This window comes from Halopseudomonas salegens, from assembly GCF_900105655.1.
Taxonomy (GTDB): domain Bacteria; phylum Pseudomonadota; class Gammaproteobacteria; order Pseudomonadales; family Pseudomonadaceae; genus Halopseudomonas; species Halopseudomonas salegens.
This window is the reverse complement of the sequence record NZ_LT629787.1, coordinates 1,712,684-1,737,381: the sequence shown is the minus strand read 5'-3', so window position 1 is coordinate 1,737,381 and position 24,698 is coordinate 1,712,684. Positions and strand designations below refer to the sequence as shown.

Below are 24,698 nucleotides of genomic sequence, written 5' to 3'. Positions count from 1 at the left end.
TCAGGCGTCGTATCCAAGATTGGGAGACAGCCAGCGTTCACTGACGGCGATATCCTGCGCTTTGCGGGTGCTGTAGCTTTCGACCTGGTCACGTTCGATCTTGCCGACAGCGAAGTATTTGCTGTCAGGGTGGGCAAAATACCAGCCGCTGACCGCGGCAGTGGGGAACATGGCAAAGTGCTCGGTCAGGGTGACGCCGCAGTTGTTGTCAGGATCGAGCAGCTCGAACAACGTGCCTTTTTCCGTATGATCGGGGCAGGCAGGGTAGCCGGGCGCCGGTCGAATACCGCGGTACTTCTCGCGGATCAGGGAGTCGTTGTCCATCTTTTCATCAGGGGCGTAGCCCCAGAGTTCGCGACGTACCTTGGCGTGCAGCCATTCGGCGCAGGCTTCAGCCAGTCGATCGGCCAGGGCTTTGACCATGATGGCGTTGTAATCATCGTCCTTGTTCTCGTAGCTTTTCGCCAGCTCTTCCGCGCCGATACCGGCGGTGGTGATAAAACCGCCGACGTAGTCGGTCAGCCCGGTCTCTTTCGGCGCCACAAAGTCGGCCAGACAGAGGTTGGGTTTGCCTTCAGGATTGATACCCTGCTGACGCAAATGGTGCAGGGTCGTCAGCGGCTGTCCGTCACTGTCGAATAGCTCGATGTCGTCGGCATTGACCTGGTTGGCCGGCCAGAAACCGACCAGTGCCTTGGCCCTGATCAGTTTTTCCGAGACCAGTTTGTGCAGCATCTCCTGTGCATCATCGAACAGGCTACGCGCTGCTTCACCGACGACCTCATCCTGCAGGATGCGCGGGTATTTACCCGACAGATCCCAGGAAATAAAGAAGGGCGTCCAATCGATATACTCGACCAGTTCACGCAGGTCGATATCCTCCAGCGTGCGCACCCCGGTAAAGGTCGGCGCCGGCGGATGATAGCGTTGCCAGTCCAGATTCAGCCGGTTGGCTACCGCTTCGGGGTAGGGCAGGCGTTCGGTGCGCGCACTGCGGTTGGCGGTGCGCTCACGCACCACACCGTATTCCTCGCGGATCTTGCTGATGTAATCCGGTTTGATTTCTTTCGACAACAGGCTGGTGGCCACGCCCACTGCGCGTGAGGCGTCGGTGACGTAAATCACGGCATCATTGCTGTATTGCGGGTCGATTTTCACCGCTGTATGGGCCTTGGAAGTGGTTGCACCACCGATCATCAAGGGAATCTTGAAGCCCTGACGCTGCATTTCCTTGGCGACGTGAACCATTTCATCCAGTGACGGCGTGATCAGGCCGGACAGGCCGATGATGTCGACCTTTTCCTCGATGGCGGTTTTCAGGATCTTGTCCGCCGGCACCATGACGCCCATATCGACGACGTCATAGCCGTTACAGCCAAGTACCACGCCGACAATATTCTTGCCGATGTCATGCACGTCGCCTTTCACCGTGGCCATCAGGATCTTGCCCTTGGCTTCAGGGTTTTCGCCTTTCTCTTCTTCGATAAAGGGAATCAGGTGAGCGACAGCCTGTTTCATTACCCGGGCGGACTTGACCACCTGGGGCAGGAACATCTTGCCGGCACCAAAGAGGTCACCGACTACGTTCATGCCCGACATCAGCGGCCCTTCAATCACCTCGATCGGGCGATTCATGCGTTGGCGGCATTCTTCAGTATCGTCAATGATAAAGGTGGTAATGCCTTTGACCAGCGAATGCTCCAGGCGTTTTTCCACGTCCCAGCTGCGCCATTCCTCGGTCTCTGCTTCCTTGACGCTGCCGTCGCCCTTGTAGTCGTCGGCAATCGCCAGCAGCGCTTCGGTGCCTTCCGACGTGCGGTTGAGGACCACGTCTTCAACTTTTTCGCGCAATTCGGCAGGAATCTCGTCATAGATTTCCAGCTGGCCGGCATTGACGATACCCATGCTCAGGCCGTTCTTGATCGCGTGGAACAGGAACACCGAGTGAATCGCCTCGCGCACCGGATTGTTGCCGCGGAAGGAGAAAGACACGTTGGACACGCCACCGGAGGTCAGTGCATAGGGCAATTCGTCACGAATGAAGGCACAGGCGTTGATAAAGTCGACCGCGTAATTGTTGTGCTCGTCAATGCCGGTGGCGATGGCAAAGATGTTGGGGTCGAAAATGATATCTTCCGGCGGAAAGCCGACATCATCGACGAGAATGCGATAAGAGCGCTCGCAAATTTCTTTCTTGCGCGCTTCGGTGTCGGCCTGGCCCTGTTCGTCAAAGGCCATGACCACGACGGCGGCGCCATAGCGCTTGCACAGCCGCGCCTGCTGCTTGAACTGCTCAACGCCTTCCTTCATCGAAATCGAGTTGACGATGCCCTTGCCCTGAATGCACTTGAGGCCGGCTTCAATCACATCCCATTTGGAGGAGTCGATCATGATCGGCACGCGGGCAATGTCCGGCTCGCCGGCAATCAGGTTCAGGAAGGTGACCATGGCCGCCTGCGAATCCAGCATGCCCTCATCCATATTGATGTCGATGATCTGGGCACCGGCTTCCACCTGTTGCAACGCCACTTCCAGTGCTTCGGTGTAGTTGTCCTCACGGATCAGACGGGCAAAACGGGCGCTGCCGGTAATGTTGGTGCGCTCACCGACATTGACGAACAGCGAATTGCGGTCGATGGTGAAAGGTTCCAGGCCGGACAGCCGGCAGGCACGGGGAATCTCGGGAACCGGGCGCGGCGGGAACCGGGCAACGGTTTCGGCAATCGCCTGAATGTGCGCCGGCGTGGTGCCGCAGCAGCCGCCAATGATATTGAGAAAGCCGGCGGCGGCAAATTCTTCAATTACTGCGGCGGTTTCTGCCGGTGTTTCGTCGTATTCACCAAAGGCATTGGGCAGGCCGGCATTCGGGTGCGCCGATACATGCGTTTCGGCCTTGTTCGACAGCTCTTCCAGATAAGGCCGCAGCTCGCTGGCACCCAGGGCGCAGTTGAGGCCGACTGACAGGGGGTTGGCGTGGCGAACCGAGTTCCAGAAGGCTTCGGTGGTCTGACCCGACAGGGTACGGCCGGAAGCGTCGGTAATGGTACCGGAGATCATGATCGGCAATTCGATACCGGTGTCTTCGAACACCTGCTGCACGGCGAAAATGGCCGCTTTGGCATTCAGGGTATCGAAAATGGTTTCGATCAGAATCAGATCGGCGCCGCCTTCGAGCAAGCCCCGGGTGGAGTTGATGTAATCGTCCACCAGTTGATCAAACGTGACATTGCGGAAGCCGGGGTTGTTGACATCCGGCGAGATCGAACAGGTACGGCTGGTCGGCCCCAGTACGCCGGCAACAAAGCGCGGACGCTCCGGTGTTTGTGCGGTCTTTTCATCGCATACCCGACGGGCCAGACGCGCGCCTTCCAGGTTCAACTCATAGGCCAGCTCCTGCATGCCATAGTCAGCCTGGGATACCTGGGTCGAGTTGAAGGTGTTGGTTTCAACAATATCGGCCCCGGCATCCAGGTAGGCCTTGTGCATGTCGCCAACGGCTTCCGGGCGCGTCAGAATCAACAGGTCGTTGTTGCCCTTCAGGTCGCTCGGCCAATCGGCAAAGCGCTCGCCACGGTAATCCTCTTCTTCGAACTTGTAACTCTGGATCAGTGTGCCCATGCCACCGTCAAGGATCAGGATGCGCTGGCGCAGGGCCTCATTCAGGGCGGCAAGACGAGTATTGAGGTCAGACATGGAGACTCCGGGGCAGGGACCACTTGAAAAGCCGACAATCATAGCAGAATGCGCCGCCGGGCTGAATCTGAAAGCTTTCAGGTTGGTCATGAAGGGTTTTCATGTGCTGGCAGACTTCGCCCGGATAAATACCCTAGCGGAATGGTAGGACTTTATTCGTCATGCGCAATGCCGTACACTAGGCGGTATACCGTTACCGATGTGAGGCACTTCATGGCAGGCATTTTTTTCAGCGATTCCGCCCAGGCTTATCTGGCCGACCTACTGTCCAAGCAGGACGGCGAGGGCGTTGCAATTCGCGTATTCATCACCCAGCCAGGTACGCCCTATGCGGAAACCTGCATTGCTTATTGCAAGCCGGGAGAAGAAAAGCCGGAAGACCAGTTGCTTGCCCTTGAGCCATTCAATGTCTGGATTGATGCGGTGAGCGAGCCCTTCCTTGAGGACGCCGTGGTCGACTATGCGACTGACCGTATGGGGGGGCAACTGACCATCAAGGCACCGAATGCCAAAGTGCCCATGGTCAATGACGACAGCCCGCTGAACGAGCGCATCAATTACCTGCTGCAGACCGAGATCAACCCCGGCCTGGCCAGTCACGGCGGTGAAGTCAAACTGATTGATGTGGTTGAAGGTGGTATTGCCGTGCTGCAGTTCGGCGGGGGTTGCCAAGGCTGTGGCATGGTTGACGTTACCCTGAAAGAAGGCATTGAAAAAACCATGATTTCCCGTATTCCGGAAGTCACCGGCGTACGCGATGTGACTGACCACACGGTAACCGAGAACGCGTATTTCTGAGCTTGCTGCTGGCGAGTTGCCGATTGCTGAACTAGATTGTAAAGCACTTACGGCAGGCAAGGAGCAGGTATGGACGTCAATGTGGGTGGTTTTTTTGGCCTGATCATTCTGATCCTGGATATCTGGGCCATCGTGAACATTGTTCAGAGCAAGGCTGGCAACGGCGCTAAAGTTCTCTGGATCTTGCTGGTACTCTTGTTGCCATTGCTGGGTCTGATTATCTGGTTCTTTGCCGGGCCGCGCGGTCGCAGTAGCTGAAACAGGGAGCCGCAAGGCTCCCTTTCTGTATCCGTCTCATTTCTCCACGAAGGCACGTTCAATCACGTAATGGCCCTGGTCGCCATGCCGTGCTTCGTAGAATCCCTGCTGATCCAGAATCTGGCAGGTGTCTTTCAACATGCCGGGGCTGCCGCAGATCATGAAGCGATCCTGCTCCAGATCAAATTGCGGCAAACCGACGTCGGAAAACAATTTTCCACTCACCATCAGATCGGTCAATCGTCCCTGATTGCGAAACGGCTCACGGGTCACCGTGGGGTAATAAATCAGTTGATCGCGAATCATCTCGCCCAGGTATTCATGGTTGGGCAGTTGTTCGGTAATCAGCTCCTGGTAAGCGAGTTCACGCTCATGCCGGCAGCCGTGGGTAAGAATGACCTTGTCGTACTGGGCGTAGGTTTCCGGGTCCTGAATGATGCTGATAAACGGCGCCAGACCGGTGCCGGTGCTCAACAGGTAGAGATTGCGCCCCGGCAGCAAGTGGTCCAGAACCAGCGTGCCGGTCGGTTTGCGGCTGATGATGATCTGGTCACCGCTGTTGATGTTCTGCAGGCGTGACGTGAGCGGGCCATCCGGCACCTTGATACTGAAAAATTCCAGTGTGTCATCATGGTTCGGGCTGGCAATGCTGTAGGCGCGCATAAGAGGCCGGCCCTCAACTTCCAGACCAATCATGATGAAGTGCCCGTTTTTGAAGCGGAACCCGGGATCACGCGTGGTGGTGAAGCTGAACAGATTGTCTGTCCAGTGATGCACGCTGAGTACACTTTCAGTATTGAAACCAGCCATGATGTCTCCGTGATTGTTTAACTGTTGTACAAAGGTTAGCCGCAAACTATCCTATCGATTAAATGGATAATTTTTCTTATGCTAATCGGTAAAATAGATAATGAAGTATACGCTCCGACAGTTAGAGGTCTTTCTTGCGACTGCTCACTATCAGAATCTGACTCAGGCGGCGGCCAGCCTGTCCATGTCACAGTCAGCAGCGAGCAGTGCCCTGCGTGAGCTGGAAGACCAGTTTGATGTGCAGTTGTTTGATCGTCTGGGTAAACGCTTGCGGATCAATGAGGTGGGGAGGGGGATCAGGCCTCTGGCGCAAAGCCTGCTGGATCAGGCCGCAGAACTGGAGTTGGCCTTGCGTCAGCATCAGGACGCGGGGCATCTCAGTGTTGGCGCGACCCTGAGTATCGGCAATTACCTGGCGGTAGAGATCATGGCGCGCTACCTGCAGGAACAACCCGGCGCACGGGTCGTTCTGGATGTTGCCAATACAGAAAATATTGTCGCCCGGCTGATGAATTTTGAATTGGACATTGGTTTGATCGAAGGTGAGGTCAACCACCCCGAGCTGGATATTCTGCCCTGGAGAAAGGATGAGCTGGTCGTATTTGCCGCACCCGATCATCCGTTGGCCGGCCGCTCGGCATTGAGTGATGCAGACCTGTGTCAACAGGAGTGGATTGTGCGTGAGCGGGGCTCGGGTACCCGGCAACACTTTGACTGGGCCATGCACGGCTTGCTGCCCGAGCTGAGGATCAAGCTCGAACTGCAGCACACTGAAGCGATCAAACGGGCGGTCGAAGCGGGCCTTGGCGTTGGTTGTCTGTCGGCCGTTACCCTGGTGGATGCTTTCCGGCGCGGCAGTCTGGTTCCTTTACCGGTGCCACAGCGGGATTTTCATCGCTGGTTCTATTTTGCCATTCCGCGCAACAAGTTCCAGGGCCCGGGGTTGCAGCGCTGGATGGCGCTGTGCCGCCAGGCTGTGCCCACCTAGCCAGCGGCGCGAATCGCCAAACAGCGCTGCAGTCTGCATGATCATCCCGTATAATCCGCGCCAATCACTGTCAGTCCAAGGATTTCCCCATGTACCCCACGTTGCGTTCGCTGCTATTTAGACTGCCGGCGGAAACCGCCCATGACCTGACCCTGGGCATGATTGGGACGGCTGGGCGACTGGGTCTGACGGACCGCTTCACCCGTCCACCAGCCCGTTTCCCGGTGAGCGTGATGGGGCTGGACTTCGCCAATCCGGTTGGTCTGGCTGCCGGCCTCGACAAGAACGCTCAGGCGGTGGATGGTTTGTCTGCCCTGGGCTTTGGTTTTATCGAGGTGGGCACGGTCACGCCACGGCCGCAACAGGGCAACCCCAAGCCAAGGATGTTCCGGCTGCCGGAGCAGCAGGCAATCATCAATCGCATGGGTTTCAATAATCTGGGTGTCGACGTCATGCTGGAGCGGCTGGCAAAAGTTCGCTACCAGGGCGTGCTGGGCATCAATATCGGCAAGAATGCCGTAACCCCGGTCGAACAGGCAGTGGATGACTATCTGTATTGCCTGCGCAAGGTCTACAGTCGGGCGAGCTATGTCACGGTCAATCTGTCATCACCCAATACCCCGGGTTTGCGCACCCTGCAATATGGTGATGCCCTGAAAGTCCTGCTCGAACAGATCAAGCGGGCACAGCTGCAACTGGCCGAAGAACAGGGCCGCTATGTGCCGATTGCGATCAAGATTGCTCCGGATATGACGCCGGAAGAACTGGTGCTGGTGGCGAATACCTTGCTTGAGCAGGGTATGGATGCGGTAATTGCCACCAATACCACGCTGGCACGGGATGCGGTGGCTGATTTGCAATATGGTGATGAAGCCGGTGGTCTGTCGGGGGGGCCGTTGACGGCGGCTTCTACCGAAGTGGTGCGCCTGCTGGCGCAAGAGCTCAATGGGCGACTGCCAATCATTGGTGTGGGCGGAATCCTCAGCGGCGCGGACGCTGCGGCCAAAATTGCCGCCGGTGCCAGCCTGGTTCAGCTGTACAGTGGGTTTGTCTACCGCGGCCCCGCGTTGATTCGTGAAGCCGTTGATGCGGTTGCAGGCCATTAGATCTGACATGCACTGAAATGAAAGGCCCCCGCAAAGCGGGGGCCGGGCCTCGAGGGCCGGACGCTCGGGTGGAGCGCCATGGAAAAATCAGCAAATGCGGGGGAGTTAACCTACCGCGTGCATCTCGTTCAATCGGTGCACGCCGGAAATGCCTCTGAGGCCATCCCAATTATCGGTTCGGCCTTCGCGCCAACCATTCATCCAGTTCTGTCTGACCTCTGGGTTACTGAAAGGGCAGGTATCACGGGACTTGCCCTGAACACCATGTTGATAACCGCGTTGAAATGCTCGTTCCATCGGATCACGCTTGAGTCTTCGCATAAGGTAAAGCCCTCATTTGGTTCCACAACCCGCTATGCTTGCCGACATGGCCACGCGTAGCGGGAGTTTGCCCGGCTCCTGGTCCGGGACGGCGAAACAGCCGGGAGGCTGTTTCACTGGGCAGTCAATGACTGCCGAAATCAAACGCTCAAGACATGCTCAAGTTGTACTGCATCGACTTGGCTGGCGCAAAAGATCGTTTTGTCATACTTGCAACCCTGCTTAAACGGGGTTGCAATATCACTGTCACACCGCACTGGAAATCAACATGATGCAACAGACTCTTGAATATTTTGTCAGCTGTCCGAAAGGTATCGAGGGCCTGTTGCTCGACGAAGTGCGTCAATTGGGCGCAGATCAGGCAAAGGAAACCGTGGCTGGAGTCAGTTGCCAGGGTGATCTGGCGCTGGGTTATCGACTCTGCCTGTGGTCGCGCCTGGCCAATCGGGTGTTGCTGGTTCTTGATCGCTTTGCCGCCGAGGATGCCGCAGCGCTTTACCAGGGTGTCAGCGCCATCGACTGGGCGGACCATCTGACAGCCGAGGGTACTCTGGCAGTGGATTTCAGTGGCCGCTTGCCGGGTGTCGACAATACGCATTTTGGTGCACTCAAGGTCAAGGACGCGCTGGTCGACCAGCTGCGACAGCCCGATGGCCAGCGCCCGGGTGTCGATCGCGTGCAACCGGATCTGCGCCTGAACGTGCATTGCCGCAACGGTCAGGTGCAGTTGGCGGTGGATCTGTCCGGTGCCAGCCTGCACCAGCGTGGCTATCGCTTGCAGCAGGGGGCTGCCCCGCTGAAAGAAAACCTCGCTGCGGCGATTCTGCTGCGCGCGGAGTGGCCCAGGCGAGCGGCGGCAGGGGAGGCGCTGACTGACCCCATGTGTGGCTCGGGTACCTTTCTGGTTGAAGCGGCACTGATGGCAGCCGATATTGCACCCAACCTGCAGCGCGAGCGATGGGGGTTCAGTGCCTGGTTGCAGCACGTACCGGCAGTCTGGCAGCGTCTGGTGGCAGAAGCCCGTGAACGGGCTGAAGCGGGCTTGCAAAAGACCCCGGCATGGATTCGCGGCTATGAAGCCGACCCGCGGCTGCTGCAGCCGGTGCGCAACAATATTCAGCGCGCCGGCTTGAGTGACTGGGTAAAAGTGTATCAGGGCGAGCTGGCGACCTTTGCGCCGCAACCGGATCGCGGCCAGAAAGGTTTGGTCGTCTGTAATCCGCCCTACGGCGAACGCCTCGGTGATACCGCCAGCCTGGTCTACCTGTACCAGAAACTGGGTGAAGTGTTGCGTCAGCACTGTCAGGGGTGGGAGGCGGCGATCTTTACCGGCAACCCGGAGCTGGGCAAGCGCATGGGTATCCGCAGCCACAAACAGTACAACCTGTTCAATGGCGCCTTGCCCTGCAAGTTGCTGCTGATGCACTTGCAGCCCGAGGCTTACCTGCTGGAGGGCGGCGAGCCGACAGCGGGGCAGCCAGGTGTGCAGGCCACGGTAGCGCGGCTGGGCGAATCAGCCCAGATGTTCGCCAATCGCTTGCAGAAGAATCTGAAAACCCTGGGTAAATGGGCACGGCAACAGGGCATCAGTTGCTACCGGGTCTATGATGCCGATATGCCCGAGTTTGCCGTGGCTATCGACCTCTACGATGATTGGGCGCATGTGCAGGAATATCTGGCGCCAAAGAGCATCAGCGAAGACAAGGCTGCCGAGCGCTTGCAGGATGTGCTGGCGGCACTGCCGCAGGTGCTGGGCATTCCCCGTGAGCAGATCGTACTCAAGCAGCGTCAGCGTCAGGCGGGCAAGCAGCAGTACCAGCGCATGGCACAGCAGGGGCAGTTCATGCCGGTGCAGGAGGACGCTGTCAAACTGCTGGTCAACCTGACCGATTATCTGGATACCGGGTTGTTCCTGGATCACCGTCCGATGCGTTTGCGGATTGCTGCCGAAGCCAGTGGCAAGCGTTTGCTCAACCTGTTCTGTTACACCGGCAGCGTCACCGTGCATGCGGCCATGGCAGGCGCACGCCGTACCACCAGTGTCGACCTGTCGAATACCTACCTGGACTGGGCGCGGCGCAATCTGGCGCTGAACGGTTTGTCAGACCTGCATCAGCTGGTGCGTGCCGATGTCATGCAATGGTTGGCGGAGTGCCGTGATGAGTATGAACTGATCTTTATTGACCCACCGACTTTCTCCAATTCCAAACGCATGGACGATGTATTCGATGTGCAGCGCGACCATGTTGCCCTGCTGGAAATGGCCATGGCCCGATTGGCACCGGGTGGCGTGCTGTATTTTTCCAACAACTTCCGGCGCTTCAAGCTGGACCCGCAGTTGAGCGAGCAGTTTGTCGTGGAAGACATCACCCAGCAGACCATTGATCGCGACTTTGCGCGCAGCCCGAAGATCCACCGCACCTGGCGGTTGACCGCGAAAGCCTGACACGGTCAGGCCTGGCTGACGGGGTAATCGATAGCGACAATCAGCCAGCTGCGTTCGCCCGCCGGAGCGCTGACGACGACCTCGTCATCGACCTGCTTGCCCAGCAGGGCACGGGCCATCGGGCTGTCGATGCTGATGTGCTGCTGTTTGGGGTCGATTTCGTCCGGCCCGACAATGCGAATCACCAGTTCCTTGCCATCTTCATCTTCCAGGCTGACGCAGGCGGAAAAAAATACCTTGTCGGGGTTGCCCGGCGGTTGATCGACCACCTTGAGGTTTTCCAGGCGCTTGCGCAGGAAGCGGACCCGGCTGTCGATTTCGCGCAGCATCTTTTTGCCGTAGGTGTATTCGGCGTTTTCCGAACGATCACCCTGGGCTGCCGCTTCACTGACCGATTGGGTGACCTGCGGCCGTCGTACATGCCATAGCTCGTGCAGCTCGTCTCGCAGACGCTGGGCGCCGGCAGCGGTGATCAGGGGCGTGCCGGCCTGCCGGGGTGGACGATAACGACTCATGTTCAGCCCCGGTTCAGCAATGACATCGGGCTTTGTCGCACCACCTGTCGAGTGCCGATGGCGCCGGCTACGCCAATCAACAGGGCTCCCCCCAACGGCACCAGCAGCCAGTACCAGAGATGTGGCTGCCAGGTGAGTTCCAGCGCGTTGCGATACAGTAACCAGGTGATCAGTTCGGCAGCGACAATCGCCAGTATCCCGGCCAGTGCTCCGAGCAGGGCGAACTCCATGCGGTTGGCCTGTTGCAGCAGCTGGCGTCGTGCGCCCAGCGTACGCAGCAGGGCGCCCTCATGCAGGCGCTCGTCCAGCGTCGATTGCAAAGAGGCAAAGAGCACGGCAAAGCCGGCGAGCAATACAAACAGCAGGACGTACTCCACCGCCAGCGTAACCTGGGCCAGAATCTCGCGAATCTGCTGCAAAATGGCTTCCACATCCAGCAGCGTCATTGCCGGGAAGGCGCGGGCCAGATCGCGCAGCCCATCGCGGTGCTCGCTGGGCAGGCGGAAGCTGGTCAGCAGTGTGGTGGGTACGTTATCCAGTGTGCCGGGTGAAAAGATCATGAAGAAATTGGGTGTGAAACTGTCCCAGTTCACTTCACGGATACTGGCTACCTCGGCAACCAGGGTTTGCCCGGCAATGACGAAAGTCAGGCGGTCGTTGAGCCCGACGCCAAGACTCTCAGCCAGCTCGCTTTCCACCGACACGTATGCCTGTTCTGGCTGGCTTTCCTGCCACCACTGGCCGGCAACAATACGGTTATCCTCTGCCAGCTCAGCTGACCAGGTCAGGCTCAGGTCGCGGTTGATAGCCCGTTCGGCCTGAGTACCCTTGCTGACCAGATCTCGCACCGGTTGATCATTGATCAGCGTCAAGCGGCCGGGAGCAACCGGGTAGAGCGGGGCAGGGATGGCACCAATCTCCTCCAGCTTGGCGACAAAGGCAGCTTCTTCGCTGGGCAGGATATTCAGTGCAAACTGGTTCGGCGTATCTTCCGGCAATTGTGCCTGCCAGGTGTCCAGCAGCTCGGTACGCAGGATCAGGATCACCACCATGGCCATCAGAATCAGACCGAAAGCCAGAATCTGCCCGGCTGCGGTGGTGGGTTGCTTGAGCAATTGCCCACTGCCCAGGCGCCAGGCCAGGCTGGTTCGCCGCAACCGGTTGCCGACCAGTTTGAGCAGGCCCAGTGCTACGATGCCCAATAGCAGGGCGGCAACCGAGCCCCCCAGTACCACCGCCAGTGTAATGGGCAGATTGCCGGTGAATTGCCACATCAACAGACAAAGCGCGCCGAGCGCCAGCCCATAGATCAGCCAGCCACTGCTCGGTAACGGTGCCAGTTCGCGGTGGAGAACGCGCAAGGGGGAGACTCTGCCCAGGCGCATGAGCGGCGGCAGGGCAAAGCCGGTCAGGCCGACCAGACCGGTACCTGCACCGACCAGCAGTGGCTGCCAGCCAACACCGGGCAAATTGGGCGGTAGCAGGTCGCGCAGCAGGTAAATCAGCCCCCATTGCATAAACCAGCCCAGCAACAAACCGAGCAGGGTGGCCAGCACCCCGAGACAGGCGAGCTGAATCAGAAAAATCTGCATCACCCGGCGCCGGCTGGCACCCAGGCAGCGCAACAGGGCGCTGGTATCGAAATGCCGGGTGGCAAAACGGCTGGCGGAGAGGGCAACAGCGACGCCGGCCAGCACCACCGCAGCGATACTGGCCAAACCGAGGAACTGTCCGGCGCGGTCGAGTGCACTGCCAATCTGCTGGTTGTCATCCGCGACTGTCGTCAGCTGCTGATTGGGTTCCAGTTGCGGCCTTACCCATTGCTGAAAGCGTTCCAGTGCGCCTTCATTGCCACTGAGCAGCAGACGATAACGGATACGGCTGCCGGGTTGGATGATTCCGGTGGCTTCCAGATCCGCAAGATTCATCAGTACCCGTGGGTTGAGACTGTAGAAATCACCTACCCGGTCAGGTTCATGGGTCAGCACGGCACTGGCAATCAGTGGGCTACGGCCCACATCCAGAGGTGCGCCCACATCCAGCTGCAGGATGTTCAGCAGGCGAGACTCCACCCAGAGCTCACCTTGCGGCGGCGTGCTCGAAACACTGCGTTCCTCGGCAAACTGCTCGTCACTGATGCGCACTTCACCGCGCAGGGGGTAGCCGGGGCCAACGGCTTTGACTGCGGCCAGTTGCATGCCGCTGTCACTGGTCATGACACTGGAGAACTCGACCACATCGGTGTACTGCAAGCCAAGTTCCGTGGCTTGCAGACGCCACTCTTCCGGCAAGCTGGCGCGTGACGACAGCACCAGATCGGCACCCAGGAACTCTGCCGCACGACTGACCATGCCACGCTGCAAACGGTCGGTAAAAAAACTGATCGCGGTACTGACCAGCACGGCAATCACCAGGGCGAACACCAGTACCCGCAGCTCGCCGGCTTTCCATTCCCGCGCCAACAGGCGAGCGGCCAAAGGCGCCGCGCGATGTCCACTCATACCGCTGGCTCCTGCAAGCGACCCGCATCCAGGGCCAGTGCACTGGCACAGCGCTCGGCGAGGCGATTGTCATGGGTCACCATGACCAGCGTGGTGCCCTGTTCTCGGTTGAGGTCAAACAGCAGATCCGTAATCTTCGCGCCGGTTGCTGCATCCAGATTCCCCGTAGGCTCATCGGCAAACAGAATGTCCGGCTCGCTGGCAAAGGCGCGGGCGATGGCCACCCGTTGTTGTTCGCCGCCGGACAGTTGGCGCGGGTAGTGGGTGGTGCGCGCACTCAGGCCGACCCGATCAAGCAGGCGGTCTGCCTGGTCGCGTGCATCGCGGCGCCCTTTCAGTTCCAGGGGCAGCATCACGTTTTCCAGTGCAGTCAGACTCCCGAGCAACTGGAAAGACTGAAACACAAAACCGACATGCTCGGCGCGCAGGGCCGCGCGCTGGTCCTCATTCAGCGCACCGAGCGATTGCCCTGCCAGTTGCACATCGCCCTTGCTTGGCAGATCCAACCCGGCCAGCAGGCTGAGCAGGGTGGACTTGCCGGAACCGGAGGCGCCGACGATAGCGACACTGGCACCGCGTTCGATACTCAGGCTGACATTGTCAAGAATGGTCAACTCCGCTTCCGAGCTGTGGACGACTTTGCTAAGGTGAACGGCAACAATGACCTGGTCTGACATGGAATCTGCCTTTTGAAAACTCAGTGGAAAACGCTTTTCGGCGCAGCGCTGTTGTGGTTGCTGGCCTTGCCGTTGCATGCGCAGAGCATGCTGATTGTCGGTGATAGTATCAGCGCTGCTTTCGGTCTGGAAATCGAACAGGGCTGGGTCAGCCTGCTGGAACAGCGCCTTGACGCAGAAAACCATGATGTTGACGTGATCAATGCCTCGGTCAGCGGTGATACCACGGCGGGCGGGGTGGCGCGCCTGGCGCCCTTGCTGGCGCGGCATTCACCGGATCTGGTGATCATTGAGCTGGGCGGCAATGACGGGTTGCGCGGCATGCCACCAACCAATATGCAACAGAATCTTTCTTCGATGGTGGAGCGCTCGCAAGCAGCCGGCGCTGACGTATTGCTGCTGGGCATGGAGATTCCACCCAATTATGGGGTGCGCTATACCTCGGCTTTTCGCCAGGTATTCGTTGCCGTCAGTGAGAATTACGAGATTCCGTTGTTGCCCTTCCTGCTCGCGCCGGTTGCGGAAGACCCGGCGCTGATGCAGTCGGATGGTATTCATCCGACCGCTGCGGCGCAGCCCTTGATACTTGAGCATGCCTGGCCGTTGATTGAGGCCTGGCTCGATGAGCAGGCAGACTGACCATGTCCACGATGATTCGCTGCTGTGCCGGCCTGTTGCTGTTGCTGCTGCTCAGTCCTTCTTTGCTGGCACGAGAATATCCCTGGCAGCCCGGCAATCACCTGGTCGGTGAGTTGTTTCATGTCCCGGCACGCTTCGAGGATACCTTTCACTTGCTGGGTAAAAAGCATGGTTACGGTTACCTGGAGTTGCTTGCAGCCAACCCGGACATTGACCCCTGGTTGCCGGGGGAGGGTACTGCGGTACTGATGCCGGGGCAGCATGTTTTGCCGCACGGCGCGACTCAGGGCATTCTGATCAACCTGCCGGAATTCCGCCTGTATTTCTTCTCGCCAGAAGGCGACAGCGTTGTGACCTATCCAATCGGTATCGGTCGCGAAGGTTGGGCTTCACCGACCGGGGAAACACAGGTACGTTACAAGGAGGCCAATCCGCGCTGGTTCCCGCCTCAATCGATCATCGAAGATTATGCGTTGCGCGGCGAACACCTGCCGCGCATGGTCCCGCCGGGGCCGGAGAATCCGTTGGGTGCCTACAAAATGAATCTGGCCATGGGTGCTTACGTGATTCATGGCACCAACAAGCCGTTTGGCATTGGCATGCGGGTCAGTTCCGGCTGCTTCCGGCTGGACAACAATGATATCGGCGAGTTGTTCCCGCAGGTCCCTCTGGGCACACCGGTGACTATTGTCAACCAACCGTTCAAGCTCGGGATACACCAGGGGGCGCTCTATCTGGAAGCGCACACACCGCTGGATGAGCATGGTTTGCCGACAGCGCTGGATCGCTTCGCCGCGATTCGCGACTTGATGAGCGAGCGAGCCGAGTTGACCTATGGCATGCGGCTGGATTGGGCGCGCATTCGGGAAGTAGTCGATGCAGCGGAAGGGGTGCCGGTAAAAATTGGCGAGCCATTGCGTTTGTAATCCGACAATAACTCGCCAGCAAACAACCTTATTTGCGGCTGCTTTGCTCCAGCATGCGAACTGCGCGCTGGTTGGCTTCATCAGCTGACTGCTGAGCGCGCTGGGCCGCGGCCAGAGCTTCATCTGCCTTGCGGTTGGCCTGATCAGCGGTTTGCTGGGCACGCTGGGCAGCGCTTTCAGCAGCAGAAATGCGTGAACTCATTTCTTGCTGACCGGTATTGGCACAGCCAACGGCCAGAAGAGCGCCCAGGGCAACTGCAGATACTTTCAGTGCAATGGTATTCATGTAAATCCCCTTAAATTGATAAGTCCTTGCCAGGAGCTGGCAAGGCCAATATTAGCAGCTGATTGGCCTCAGTGAAGGGTCTGGACCATAAATCAACGCGCTTTGGCGATATTCAGCAGCCATGATCTGCTTGTCTTGACAGGACATTGCGGTATCTTGTTGCGGCGTGGACACACCTCCAATCCAATAACTCCAAAAAGGATTGCATTTATGTTGGGAAATCTGGGCTTGCTGGCGGGGCTGGCATTGCTGATCTTCATGGCGCTGCGTGGCGTCAATATCTTCTTTGCCTCCATTTTTGCCGCTCTGGTAGTTGCCGTAACCAATGGCCTGTTCATTCCCACTGCATTGCTGGATCACTATGCCAGTGGTCAACTGGGTGCTTTCAGCTTTGCTGGTCGTTTCTTCCTGCTGTTCCTGTGTGGCGCAATCTTTGGTAAAGCCATGGCGACCAGCCAGGCCGCCAAGAGCATTGCCATGGCTATCACCAATACCCTTGGAGTCAAACGTACCCTGCTGGTCGGTATGCTGGTCTGTGCCTTGCTGACCTATGGCGGGGTAGTGGTCTTCGTGGTGGTCTTCACCATGTACCCTCTGGGTATTACCCTGATGCGTGAAGCCAATCTGCCCAAGCGTCTCTGGGCGGCGGCTACCTCGGTGGGTGCCGGCACCTTTACCATGACAGCGTTGCCGGGCACGCCTTCGATTCACAACGTGATATCCGCCAGTTCTCTGGGAACCGATCTGTTCGCCGGTGGCTGGATCGGCATCTTTGCTGCTCTGATCATGGGTGGCCTGGGGATGTGGTACGTCGAGCGTGGCTGGACCAAGGCCCGCAGCACGGGCGAAGGCTTTGTCGAGAATGCGCAGGACCGACGCATGGAGCAACTGATCGGCGATCCCGAAGACTGCCCGCCCTGGTTTCTGGCGATGGTGCCGATGGTCGTGGTCCTGGGAACCATCATGCTGCCGCGTCTGATTCTGGGTATGGCTGACTGGTCAGAAAGCACCAGCGCTATGGCAGGTATCCTGGCCTTCAGTCAGTCGCAGCCGATCGTTTGGCCAAGCATGGCGTTGATTCTGGGGTCGCTGACCTGTGTTGTGCTGTTCCGCAGCATGCGTCGCCAGGTCATGTCGGTATTCGGCCAGGGTGCAGAGGATTCGGTGATGCCGCTATTCAACACCGCTGCCGTTATCGGTTTTGGCGGTGTGGTTACCCAAACAGCCGGTTTTGCGGCTTTTGCTGAATGGATCATCGGTGCCAATCTGCCACCGTTGCTGTCGGTGTTTGCCTCGGCCAGTGTGGTGTCGGCAATCGTTGGTTCATCCTCTGGTGGCCTGCAGATCTTCATGCAGACACTGGCGCCTACCTATCTTGAGATGGGCGTACAGCCGGAAATTCTGCACCGTATCGCTGCCATTGCTTCCGGCGGTCTTGATTCGTTGCCGCATTGCGGTGCGGTTATTGCCACCTTCATGATCATGGGGCTGACGCACAAGGAAGCCTACAAGGATATGTTCGTGGTTACCGTGGCGATTCCGGTTATCGCCTGTCTGGCTTCCATCGGGTTGCTGATGGCACTCGGTATAGGTGTGGTTCCTCCTGCGGGTTGACTTTTTTTGGCTCAGGGGATGAACTAACCCTCTGGGCCAAAGTCAAAACTTTCTGCCAGCAAAATAAGATTGAATAAAGCGTGGGTGTCATGCAACTGGGAGGATTATATGAGCAGCAACGAAACCAAGATCCAGCACGACAAGCGTGCCCGACAATTTTTTATCGTCGTCGGTGAGCAAAAAGCCTATCTGTCCTACATGGACCTCGGCAAGAAAACGCTTGATTACTACCGCACCTTTGTCCCCCAGGGTCTGCGTGGTCGCGGTTTTGCGGCGAAACTGACCGAGTACGCATTGAAGTATGCCGAACAGACAGGCTACTCGGTCATCCCTTCCTGTTCTTATGTCGAGCGCTTCATGCAACGTTACAACCGTGACGATGCGAAAACGGCCTGATTCAAACCTCCCGCTCTGCACCTGCTCCAGTCTCCCGCGACCGGCAAAGCTGGCATCCTGACGCTGACTATTTGCCTGATTTACCGGGCCGGGCGCACGCCACTTCTCCGTTGCACAAGCAAAAAAAACCCGAACTCTGGGGGAGGAGTTCGGGTCAAGACCATTAGGAGTGATACGAGAGTAAGCACAAATGTTTACTCTGACAGCTCCGACACTTGGGGGATATGTCAGAACTGTTAACCATTAGTATCGACGCTTTTTGCGCTTTTTCCAGTTTTGCCGGGTGATTTTATAAACTCATTTGGAATACGTTTCATTCTGTTTATCGTGATGGGTTACAGATGGGCAGAGAGGCGGGTTTGTCGCAGGCTCCGCCAGCGGTTCAGCCGTTGCAGCAAGTCCTCCAGACGGTAAATTTCCTGCTGGCGCGCCTTGCTGAGCAGAATCAATAACAGTTCAGCAGTGGCTTGGGCGTCCGCAGCTGCATTGTGACGAGCGCTGTTGAGCAGGCCGAAGTATGTCAACCAGTCATCCAGGCCGCCACGACCCACGTCTGCTTGTGGAAACAGCATCGGGGCCATATCGGCCACGTCGATGAATCTATGCTGCAAGCGATAACCCAGGTCCTGCTTCAGGCTGCGTCCGAGCATGCGCTGATCAAAGGGCGCATGAAAGGCGAACAACACGCATCCTCGGGCAAACTCCAGAAAATCCAGCAAACCATCGGCCGCAGCGCAGCCCAGGGCTATGTCACTGGGCGCAATGCCATGCAGCAGCACCGCTTCAGTGACTTTGTGGCCAGGCCGGAACAGGGTGCACTCAAACTGCTGGCCCATATCGATAGCCCCCTGTTCAATCGCCACCGCACCAATGGATAAGACCTGGTCGCGATAGAGGTTCAGGCCACTGGTTTCCAGGTCCAGGACGATCAGCCGGCTTGCGTGCAGCGGCTGCTGGTCGGTTTGTGGTGGCGCGACAAGCTGTTCACGGCGCTCGCGTTGGTGGCTGTTCAGTACCGGGCGGCGACGGGTTAACCAGTTGGACATGTTCACAGGTTGTACCTCAATGCCAGGCTGGCTTGCAGGCGCTTGGCCTGGCGGAAGGACTCGCGCAAGATTCGTCGGTCGAGGTGATTGAGGCTGTCCGGGTCAATCCGGTTGCTGAAGGCTTTGCCTTCGAGGTCCTGGCGCTGGTGTTGCTGCATGCGGATGAGCTGGATGAAGTGATAGGCCTCTTCGTAGGCGGCGGCATCCTTGCTGTCGATAACCCCTTGTTCGCTCAGCAGGCGGAAGCGCTCCAGCGTGTTGTTCTCGCGAATACCATGGGCCAGGCTGAGTAGTCGGGCGGCATCCACGAAGGGGGTCAATCCCTGGGTTTTCAGGTCCAGGGTATCCTTGTCAGCGCCGCTGCGTGCAACCACAAAATCACGGATACGGCCGATGGGTGGGCGGAGCCGCAAGGCGTTCTGGGCCAGCAGGTGCTGGAATACGCTATTGCGCCGGATGTTCTGCATCACCTCGGCAAACATCCCTTCGGCCGCTAGCTCATCCCCCCAGACTACTCGACAATCGAAATAGATCGATGAAGCAAGCAGGTTGTCCGGGGTGGCTTCGCTGATCATGCGCTGGAACTTGCTGCGCCACTCATCCAGGGAAAGGCACAGTGCCGGGTTGCCGGCCATGATATTGCCCTTGCACAGAGTAAAGCCGCATTCGGCCAAGGCCTGATTGATTTTCTCCGCCAACGGCAGCAACTGCCGTCGCTTGCTTTCGGCATCAGTGGCATCGCTGGCGCTGAACAGAATGCCATTGTCCTGATCGGTATGCAGGGTCTGTTCACGACGACCTTCGCTGCCAAAGCACAGCCAGGTGAAGGGCAGGTCTTGCAGATCGAATTGCTGCCGGCACAGCTCAATCACCCGGCACACGGTATGATCATTGAGCAGGGTGACGATATGGGTTATCTGGGTGCTGGAAGCACCATGCGCAAGCATGTTTTCTACCAGATGACGAATGTCGCTGCGCAACGCCTTCAGGGTGCTGATGCGGCTGGCCTGGCGGATCGTTCGCGCCAGGTGAACCAGATCGACCCGTTGCAGTGAAAACAGATCCCGTTCGGAAACCATGCCCAGCAGCTGTCCCTGGTCCACCACGCAGATATGGGCGATGTGGTGAGTGGTCATGGCAATCGCTGCATCAAAGGCACTGTGGCTGCTGCTGAGATGGAAGGGGTCGGCGGTCATTGCTTCGGCAATCGGTGCGGCTACGTTGATCTGGTCTTCGGCCACCACCCGGCGCAGGTCGCGCAGGGTGAAAATGCCGATCAGTCGTTCAGCCTGCATGACGGCAATACTGCCGACACTGTGCTCGTGCATGCGGCGCACGGCCTGATTGATCGGCAGCTCCGGCGCGCAGGTGACCGGCTGACGCATGACCAGCTCGCCCAGGCGGGTATCCAGCGAATATTGTGCGCCGAGGTTTTCCGCCGCTTGCATCTGTGCCTGTTGATTGACCTGGTCCAGCAGGCTGCTGACACCCCGCAGGGCAAAGTCACGAAAGGGGGGAGACAAAGAAAACAGGCGCACAAAATGCGCTTTCGGCAGGCACAGACAGAAGGTATCTTCCCCGGCCATGTGTGCCGTCCGGGTGGCGCGCTCGCCAATCAATGCGGCCAGCGGGAAACATTCGCCGACGCTGATCTCGAAAGTGGTTTCCGGCTGATCCTGCCCCGCCAGCATGCGCTGACCACTGATCAGCCCTTGTTTGACGATAAAGAACTGATCGACCGGGCCGTCACTGGGCTGAATGATGCACTCGCCCAAGGCGTAAAAACGCAGCTGACAATGCTCGACCAGATACGCCAGATGGCTGGCTTCCATCTGGTTGAAAGGCGGGTATTTGAGCAACAGGCTCATGGTGCCGTGCACGTTCTGTTGCACAGCGGTTTTGCCTGTCTGACGGTAGAGGTCGCTTTTGCTCATTGTTATCGCCCTTTGATCCGTATGGATACTATGCCTTGCAACGGGTAATCAATACCATGCGACCTTGGTCTAGAAGGTTGCTGAACCCCTGATCTGACCGGCAGCTCTGTTTTGAAAACAATTTGGCAACAAGCTGTTTTTTAATTCCACTCAGGAGCCGCTTTTGCTATCGTTCGGGTTTGTATACAAGTGAACGAAAGGCGTCACATTGACGTAATGGCAGTGTCGTTTACTGCGGTGGTTTTTTCTTTAAGCGCCACCGACTAATTGGCACAAAGGGGTCCTGAATTGATCAAGGTGTTGGTGGTTGATGACCACGACCTGGTTCGCACCGGTATCAGTCGCATGCTGGCCGATGTACCTGATCTGGATGTGGTAGGGGAAGCCGATAACGGTGAAACCGCCATTACCCTGGCGCGTCAGCTGCACCCGGACGTGGTGCTGATGGATGTACGCATGCCCGGTATTGGCGGCCTCGAAGCGACCCGCAAATTGCTGCAACATGACCGCAACGTCAAGGTCATTGCCGTTACCGTCTGCCATGAAGAACCTTTCCCGACCCGTCTTATGCAGGCAGGTGCTGCCGGATACATCACCAAGGGCGCAGCCCTGGAAGAGATGGTCACGGCGATTCGCCAGGTCAGCAAGGGGCAGCGCTATATCAGCCCGGAGATTGCTCAGCTGCTGGCGTTGAAACCCTTTGGCCAGGACACGGAAACCCCCTTTGATCAATTGTCTGAACGGGAAATCCAGATCGCGCTGATGATCGTCAGTTGCGAGAAGGTTCAGAGCATCTCAGACAAGCTCTGCCTCAGTCCGAAAACCGTGAATACATACCGCTACCGCATTTTCGAAAAGCTGGGCATTACCAGTGATGTGGAGTTGACCCTGCTGGCAGTCCGTCACGGCATGATCGAAGCCCGTTGACTATGGCGGCAGACACCTTCGATGCCAGTGCCTTTCTGGCCACGGTTACCAGCAAGCCAGGCGTTTATCGCATGTACGCCGGTGATGGTCAGGTGCTGTACGTCGGCAAGGCCAAGAATCTCAAAAATCGTCTCGCCAGTTATTTTCGCAAAACCGGGCTGAGTCCCAAGACCGCTGCGCTGGTGGCGCGCATCCGTCAAGTCGATACCACCATCACGGCCAATGAGACCGAAGCGCTACTGCTGGAACAGAGCCTGATCAAGTCCGAGCGCCCGCCCTACAATATTCTGCTGCGGGATGACAAATCCTATCCCTATGTGTTTCTCTCCAGTCAGGATACATTCCCCCGCCTTGGGCTGCACCGCGGGACCAAACGCGTTAAAGGCCGCTACTTCGGCCCGTACCCGAGCGCCGGGGCGATTCGTGAAAGTCTCAACCTGTTGCAGAAAGCCTTTCAGGTTCGCCAGTGCGAAGACAGCTACTTTCGCAACCGCACACGACCCTGCCTGCAATATCAGATCAAGCGCTGCAAAGGGCCCTGTGTCGGTCTGGTGGACGAGCAGGAGTACGCCGAAGACGTTCGGCACTCGGTCATGTTTCTTGAAGGCCGCAGCAACGCCTTGAATGGCGAACTCAGCGAAGCCATGGAAAAAGCCGCCAGCGCGCTGGACTTTGAGCGTGCCGCTGAATTGCGCGACCAGATTTCCCTGCTGCGCCGGGTGCAGGATCAGCAAACCATGGATACAGAGCAGGGCAATGTCGATGTCCTCGCCGCTGCCGTAACGCCTGGCGGTGCTTGCGTGCATGTGGTCATGGTGCGTCAGGGCAGGGTACTGGGCACGCGCAACCACTTCCCCCGCGTACCTATCGAACAGACACCGGGGCAAGTCCTCGCGGCCTTTTTGCCACAGTATTACCTGGGTGCCAGCGAGCGCGAGGTGCCGGGGCAGATCATTGTCAATGCAGTGGATGACGATATGCCGGTGGTTGCCGAAGCCCTGGCTGCGGCGCGTGGTTACAGTGTCAGCATCAGCCAGCGGGTGCGTGGTACTCGCGCCCGCTGGCAGCAAATGGCGGTCAGCAATGCCGAACAGGCCCTGGCTGGCCAACTGGCCAACAAACAACACGTGCAGCAGCGCTTTATCGCGCTGCAGGAAGCACTGGGGCTGGATGAACTGCCCAATCGCCTTGAATGCTATGACATCAGCCACTCCAGTGGCGAAGCCACTGTCGCTTCCTGCGTGGTATTCGGGCCAGAAGGCCCGCTGAAAAGCGATTACCGGCGTTTCAATATCGAAGGGGTGACCGCAGGGGATGACTATGCCGCCATGCGGCAGGCGCTGATGCGGCGCTTCCAGCGCATACAGGACGGCGAGGGCAAACTGCCCGATGTACTGATTGTTGATGGTGGCAAAGGTCAGATGAGCATGGCCAGAGAGGTGCTGCAAGAGTTGGCCATACACGATCTGACGTTGCTGGGTGTCGCCAAGGGCGTTACCCGTAAAGCCGGGATGGAAACCCTGTTTCTGAATGACACACAGAACGAACTGCGTCTGCAGGAACATTCACCAGCATTGCATCTGATTCAGCATATCCGAGACGAAGCGCACCGGTTTGCCATTACCGGGCATCGCCAGCGTCGTGGCAAGGCACGTAACCAGTCACCACTGGAGGGAATCGCCGGCGTCGGCCCGAAACGCCGCCGTGAACTGCTCAAGCACTTTGGTGGGCTGCAGGAGCTCAGTCGCGCCAGTAATGAAGAAATCGCCAAGGCGCCCGGTATCAGCAAGGCGCTGGCAGAAAAGATCTACGCTGCCTTGCACAGCGCTTAATTATGTTACCGCTCTGTGCAAGTGCCGTTGCATTCCTTAGAATGGCGTTGATTCACCAATTCCTCCGCGCGGTTGCCAGTCCATGAACATACCCAACATCCTCACATCCCTGCGGGTTGTGCTGATACCTGTTTTTATTTTGTTCTACTACTTGCCGTTTGGCTGGAGCTATCTGGCAGCTGCGATCATTTTTACCATCGCCAGCGTGACTGACTGGCTGGATGGCTACCTGGCACGCAAGCTGGATCAGAGCACGCCTTTCGGCGCTTTTCTTGATCCGGTGGCTGACAAGCTCATGGTGGTCGTTGCGCTGATCCTGCTGGTACAGAGTCACGCCAATTTCTGGATAACCTTGCCTGCCATGGTCATTATCGGCCGCGAGATCGTCATCTCCGCGCTGCGCGAATGGATGGCCGAGCTCGGTGCCCGTGCTCAGGTCGCCGTTTCCAATCTGGGCAAATACAAGACGACAGCGCAAATGGTCGCGCTTATCGTCCTGCTGGCCAACCCGGTGACCTTTACCTGGTGGGTGCTGCTGGGCTACGTGCTGCTGGGCATCGCTGCCGTACTGACCCTGTGGTCGATGATCATATACCTGCGCGCAGCCTGGCCGCATATGCGTACCGAGAAATAACCCGTTTCAGATCAAAAATCGAACAAAAACAAAAAGTTGAAAAAAGTGTTGACGCCACCGGGCTAATCTTTAGAATACGCCCTCGTTGAAGGCATTAACTTTTTGTTAACCTACAACGTATGCGGGAACAGCTCTGATTGACAGAGCGCTACCTTGGCAAGGTAGAGGCGGGCCACACTGGCTCGTGAGTTCTCGGGACCTTAGGTCAAATGTTGTACAGTGTTTGCGGGAATAGCTCAGTTGGTAGAGCACGACCTTGCCAAGGTCGGGGTCGCGAGTTCGAGTCTCGTTTCCCGCTCCAGATTCAAAAAGCCTGTTGATGTCATCCACAACATGCTTGTCCCTTTATGA

The 24,698-nt window shown here is 57.9% G+C and carries 21 protein-coding genes and 1 tRNA gene; 13 read left to right on the top strand and 9 right to left on the bottom strand.

Annotated elements, in window-relative coordinates; genetic code table 11:
- Window positions 1-3,693, bottom strand: a complete 3,693-nt coding sequence (gene metH / locus BLU07_RS07830; RefSeq protein WP_092385767.1) for a methionine synthase — start codon at window positions 3,691-3,693, stop codon at window positions 1-3.
- Between the two features lie 213 nt (window positions 3,694-3,906).
- On the opposite strand from metH, the gene nfuA reads away from it, so the two are divergent.
- Both nfuA and BLU07_RS07820 read left to right on the top strand, forming a co-directional pair.
- Window positions 3,907-4,491: a Fe-S biogenesis protein NfuA gene (gene nfuA, locus BLU07_RS07825; RefSeq protein WP_092385765.1), complete on the top strand. Its 585-nt coding sequence runs from the start codon at window positions 3,907-3,909 to the stop codon at window positions 4,489-4,491.
- Between the two features lie 69 nt (window positions 4,492-4,560).
- Entirely contained in the window at window positions 4,561-4,749 is a 189-nt protein-coding gene (locus BLU07_RS07820; protein WP_092385763.1) for a PLDc N-terminal domain-containing protein, read from the top strand.
- A gap of 36 nt (window positions 4,750-4,785) precedes the next feature.
- Here BLU07_RS07820 and BLU07_RS07815 read toward each other — a convergent pair whose 3' ends face one another.
- Window positions 4,786-5,559 (bottom strand): ferredoxin--NADP reductase, encoded by a 774-nt coding sequence (locus BLU07_RS07815; protein WP_092385761.1) that lies wholly within the window; start codon window positions 5,557-5,559, stop codon window positions 4,786-4,788.
- 100 nt (window positions 5,560-5,659) lie between these two features.
- Here BLU07_RS07815 and BLU07_RS07810 point away from each other — a divergent pair, with 100 nt between their 5' ends.
- The gene (locus tag BLU07_RS07810; protein WP_092385759.1) at window positions 5,660-6,547 is read left to right on the top strand and encodes a LysR substrate-binding domain-containing protein; all 888 of its coding nucleotides are present in this window, start codon (window positions 5,660-5,662) and stop codon (window positions 6,545-6,547) included.
- Window positions 6,548-6,636: 89 nt separating this feature from the next.
- The gene (locus tag BLU07_RS07805) at window positions 6,637-7,653 is read left to right on the top strand and encodes a quinone-dependent dihydroorotate dehydrogenase (protein WP_092385758.1); all 1,017 of its coding nucleotides are present in this window, start codon (window positions 6,637-6,639) and stop codon (window positions 7,651-7,653) included.
- Between the two features lie 105 nt (window positions 7,654-7,758).
- On the opposite strand, the gene rmf is transcribed toward BLU07_RS07805, so the two are convergent.
- The gene (gene rmf, locus BLU07_RS07800) at window positions 7,759-7,974 is read right to left on the bottom strand and encodes a ribosome modulation factor (protein WP_092385756.1); all 216 of its coding nucleotides are present in this window, start codon (window positions 7,972-7,974) and stop codon (window positions 7,759-7,761) included.
- A gap of 271 nt (window positions 7,975-8,245) precedes the next feature.
- Between rmf and rlmKL the strand changes: the two genes are divergently transcribed.
- The gene (rlmKL, locus tag BLU07_RS07795) at window positions 8,246-10,420 is read left to right on the top strand and encodes a bifunctional 23S rRNA (guanine(2069)-N(7))-methyltransferase RlmK/23S rRNA (guanine(2445)-N(2))-methyltransferase RlmL (RefSeq protein WP_092389679.1); all 2,175 of its coding nucleotides are present in this window, start codon (window positions 8,246-8,248) and stop codon (window positions 10,418-10,420) included.
- Between the two features lie 5 nt (window positions 10,421-10,425).
- On the opposite strand, the gene greB is transcribed toward rlmKL, so the two are convergent.
- The 3 genes from greB to BLU07_RS07780 are packed head-to-tail and all read right to left on the bottom strand — an operon-like array spanning window position 10,426 to window position 14,113.
- A complete protein-coding gene (greB, locus tag BLU07_RS07790; RefSeq protein ID WP_092385754.1) occupies window positions 10,426-10,935 on the bottom strand; it encodes a transcription elongation factor GreB in 510 nt (169 codons plus the stop codon).
- A gap of 2 nt (window positions 10,936-10,937) precedes the next feature.
- Window positions 10,938-13,436, bottom strand: a complete 2,499-nt coding sequence (locus tag BLU07_RS07785; RefSeq protein WP_092385752.1) for an ABC transporter permease — start codon at window positions 13,434-13,436, stop codon at window positions 10,938-10,940.
- On the bottom strand, window positions 13,433-14,113 hold the full coding sequence (locus BLU07_RS07780) for an ABC transporter ATP-binding protein (RefSeq protein ID WP_092389677.1): 681 nt from the start codon (window positions 14,111-14,113) through the stop codon (window positions 13,433-13,435). Before BLU07_RS07780 ends, BLU07_RS07785 begins: the two co-directional genes overlap by 4 nt.
- Window positions 14,114-14,125: 12 nt before the next feature.
- On the opposite strand from BLU07_RS07780, the gene BLU07_RS07775 reads away from it, so the two are divergent.
- Both BLU07_RS07775 and BLU07_RS07770 read left to right on the top strand, forming a co-directional pair.
- Window positions 14,126-14,752 (top strand): arylesterase, encoded by a 627-nt coding sequence (locus tag BLU07_RS07775; RefSeq protein ID WP_407920099.1) that lies wholly within the window; start codon window positions 14,126-14,128, stop codon window positions 14,750-14,752.
- 2 nt (window positions 14,753-14,754) lie between these two features.
- Entirely contained in the window at window positions 14,755-15,678 is a 924-nt protein-coding gene (locus BLU07_RS07770) for a L,D-transpeptidase family protein (protein ID WP_092385748.1), read from the top strand.
- A gap of 28 nt (window positions 15,679-15,706) precedes the next feature.
- On the opposite strand, the gene BLU07_RS07765 is transcribed toward BLU07_RS07770, so the two are convergent.
- Window positions 15,707-15,964 carry an Lpp/OprI family alanine-zipper lipoprotein gene (locus BLU07_RS07765; protein ID WP_092385746.1) on the bottom strand — a complete coding sequence of 86 codons (258 nt, stop codon included), beginning with the start codon at window positions 15,962-15,964 and terminating at the stop codon, window positions 15,707-15,709.
- 210 nt (window positions 15,965-16,174) lie between these two features.
- Here BLU07_RS07765 and BLU07_RS07760 point away from each other — a divergent pair, with 210 nt between their 5' ends.
- Complete coding sequence (locus tag BLU07_RS07760; RefSeq protein WP_092385744.1) at window positions 16,175-17,578, top strand: GntP family permease; 1,404 nt, start codon at window positions 16,175-16,177, stop codon at window positions 17,576-17,578.
- Window positions 17,579-17,662: 84 nt separating this feature from the next.
- The gene (locus BLU07_RS07755) at window positions 17,663-17,974 is read left to right on the top strand and encodes a GNAT family N-acetyltransferase (RefSeq protein WP_407920105.1); all 312 of its coding nucleotides are present in this window, start codon (window positions 17,663-17,665) and stop codon (window positions 17,972-17,974) included.
- Between the two features lie 335 nt (window positions 17,975-18,309).
- Here the strand turns inward: BLU07_RS07755 and BLU07_RS07750 are convergent, their stop codons facing one another.
- Complete coding sequence (locus tag BLU07_RS07750; RefSeq protein WP_092385740.1) at window positions 18,310-19,020, bottom strand: 3'-5' exonuclease; 711 nt, start codon at window positions 19,018-19,020, stop codon at window positions 18,310-18,312.
- A gap of 2 nt (window positions 19,021-19,022) precedes the next feature.
- Window positions 19,023-20,954 carry a putative nucleotidyltransferase substrate binding domain-containing protein gene (locus BLU07_RS07745; RefSeq protein WP_092385738.1) on the bottom strand — a complete coding sequence of 644 codons (1,932 nt, stop codon included), beginning with the start codon at window positions 20,952-20,954 and terminating at the stop codon, window positions 19,023-19,025.
- 288 nt (window positions 20,955-21,242) lie between these two features.
- Here BLU07_RS07745 and gacA point away from each other — a divergent pair, with 288 nt between their 5' ends.
- The 4 genes from gacA to BLU07_RS07725 all read left to right on the top strand — a co-directional run bounded on the left by gacA (window position 21,243) and on the right by BLU07_RS07725 (window position 24,648).
- Window positions 21,243-21,881, top strand: coding sequence for a response regulator transcription factor GacA (gene gacA, locus BLU07_RS07740; protein ID WP_092385736.1), 639 nt, complete (start codon window positions 21,243-21,245; stop codon window positions 21,879-21,881).
- Window positions 21,882-21,883: 2 nt separating this feature from the next.
- A complete protein-coding gene (uvrC, locus tag BLU07_RS07735) occupies window positions 21,884-23,713 on the top strand; it encodes an excinuclease ABC subunit UvrC (protein ID WP_092385734.1) in 1,830 nt (609 codons plus the stop codon).
- 82 nt (window positions 23,714-23,795) lie between these two features.
- A complete protein-coding gene (gene pgsA, locus BLU07_RS07730; RefSeq protein WP_092385732.1) occupies window positions 23,796-24,347 on the top strand; it encodes a CDP-diacylglycerol--glycerol-3-phosphate 3-phosphatidyltransferase in 552 nt (183 codons plus the stop codon).
- Window positions 24,348-24,572: 225 nt separating this feature from the next.
- Window positions 24,573-24,648 (top strand) — tRNA-Gly (locus BLU07_RS07725).
- Window positions 24,649-24,698: the final 50 nt, after the last annotated feature.

Bases quoted from the DNA above. Each gene is read 5' to 3' on its own strand.
- BLU07_RS07780 (WP_092389677.1), bottom strand. From the start codon at position 14,113: ATGTCAGACCAGGTCATTGTTGCCGTTCACCTTAGCAAAGTCGTCCAC.
- BLU07_RS07805 (WP_092385758.1), top strand. From the start codon at position 6,637: ATGTACCCCACGTTGCGTTCGCTGCTATTTAGACTGCCGGCGGAAACC.
- BLU07_RS07745 (WP_092385738.1), bottom strand. From the start codon at position 20,954: ATGAGCAAAAGCGACCTCTACCGTCAGACAGGCAAAACCGCTGTGCAA.
- pgsA (WP_092385732.1), top strand. From the start codon at position 23,796: ATGAACATACCCAACATCCTCACATCCCTGCGGGTTGTGCTGATACCT.
- rmf (WP_092385756.1), bottom strand. From the start codon at position 7,974: ATGCGAAGACTCAAGCGTGATCCGATGGAACGAGCATTTCAACGCGGT.
- BLU07_RS07770 (WP_092385748.1), top strand. From the start codon at position 14,755: ATGTCCACGATGATTCGCTGCTGTGCCGGCCTGTTGCTGTTGCTGCTG.
- BLU07_RS07785 (WP_092385752.1), bottom strand. From the start codon at position 13,436: ATGAGTGGACATCGCGCGGCGCCTTTGGCCGCTCGCCTGTTGGCGCGG.
- metH (WP_092385767.1), bottom strand. From the start codon at position 3,693: ATGTCTGACCTCAATACTCGTCTTGCCGCCCTGAATGAGGCCCTGCGC.
- greB (WP_092385754.1), bottom strand. From the start codon at position 10,935: ATGAGTCGTTATCGTCCACCCCGGCAGGCCGGCACGCCCCTGATCACC.
- BLU07_RS07815 (WP_092385761.1), bottom strand. From the start codon at position 5,559: ATGGCTGGTTTCAATACTGAAAGTGTACTCAGCGTGCATCACTGGACA.
- BLU07_RS07750 (WP_092385740.1), bottom strand. From the start codon at position 19,020: ATGTCCAACTGGTTAACCCGTCGCCGCCCGGTACTGAACAGCCACCAA.
- uvrC (WP_092385734.1), top strand. From the start codon at position 21,884: ATGGCGGCAGACACCTTCGATGCCAGTGCCTTTCTGGCCACGGTTACC.
- BLU07_RS07765 (WP_092385746.1), bottom strand. From the start codon at position 15,964: ATGAATACCATTGCACTGAAAGTATCTGCAGTTGCCCTGGGCGCTCTT.
- nfuA (WP_092385765.1), top strand. From the start codon at position 3,907: ATGGCAGGCATTTTTTTCAGCGATTCCGCCCAGGCTTATCTGGCCGAC.
- BLU07_RS07810 (WP_092385759.1), top strand. From the start codon at position 5,660: ATGAAGTATACGCTCCGACAGTTAGAGGTCTTTCTTGCGACTGCTCAC.
- rlmKL (WP_092389679.1), top strand. From the start codon at position 8,246: ATGCAACAGACTCTTGAATATTTTGTCAGCTGTCCGAAAGGTATCGAG.
- BLU07_RS07820 (WP_092385763.1), top strand. From the start codon at position 4,561: ATGGACGTCAATGTGGGTGGTTTTTTTGGCCTGATCATTCTGATCCTG.
- BLU07_RS07760 (WP_092385744.1), top strand. From the start codon at position 16,175: ATGTTGGGAAATCTGGGCTTGCTGGCGGGGCTGGCATTGCTGATCTTC.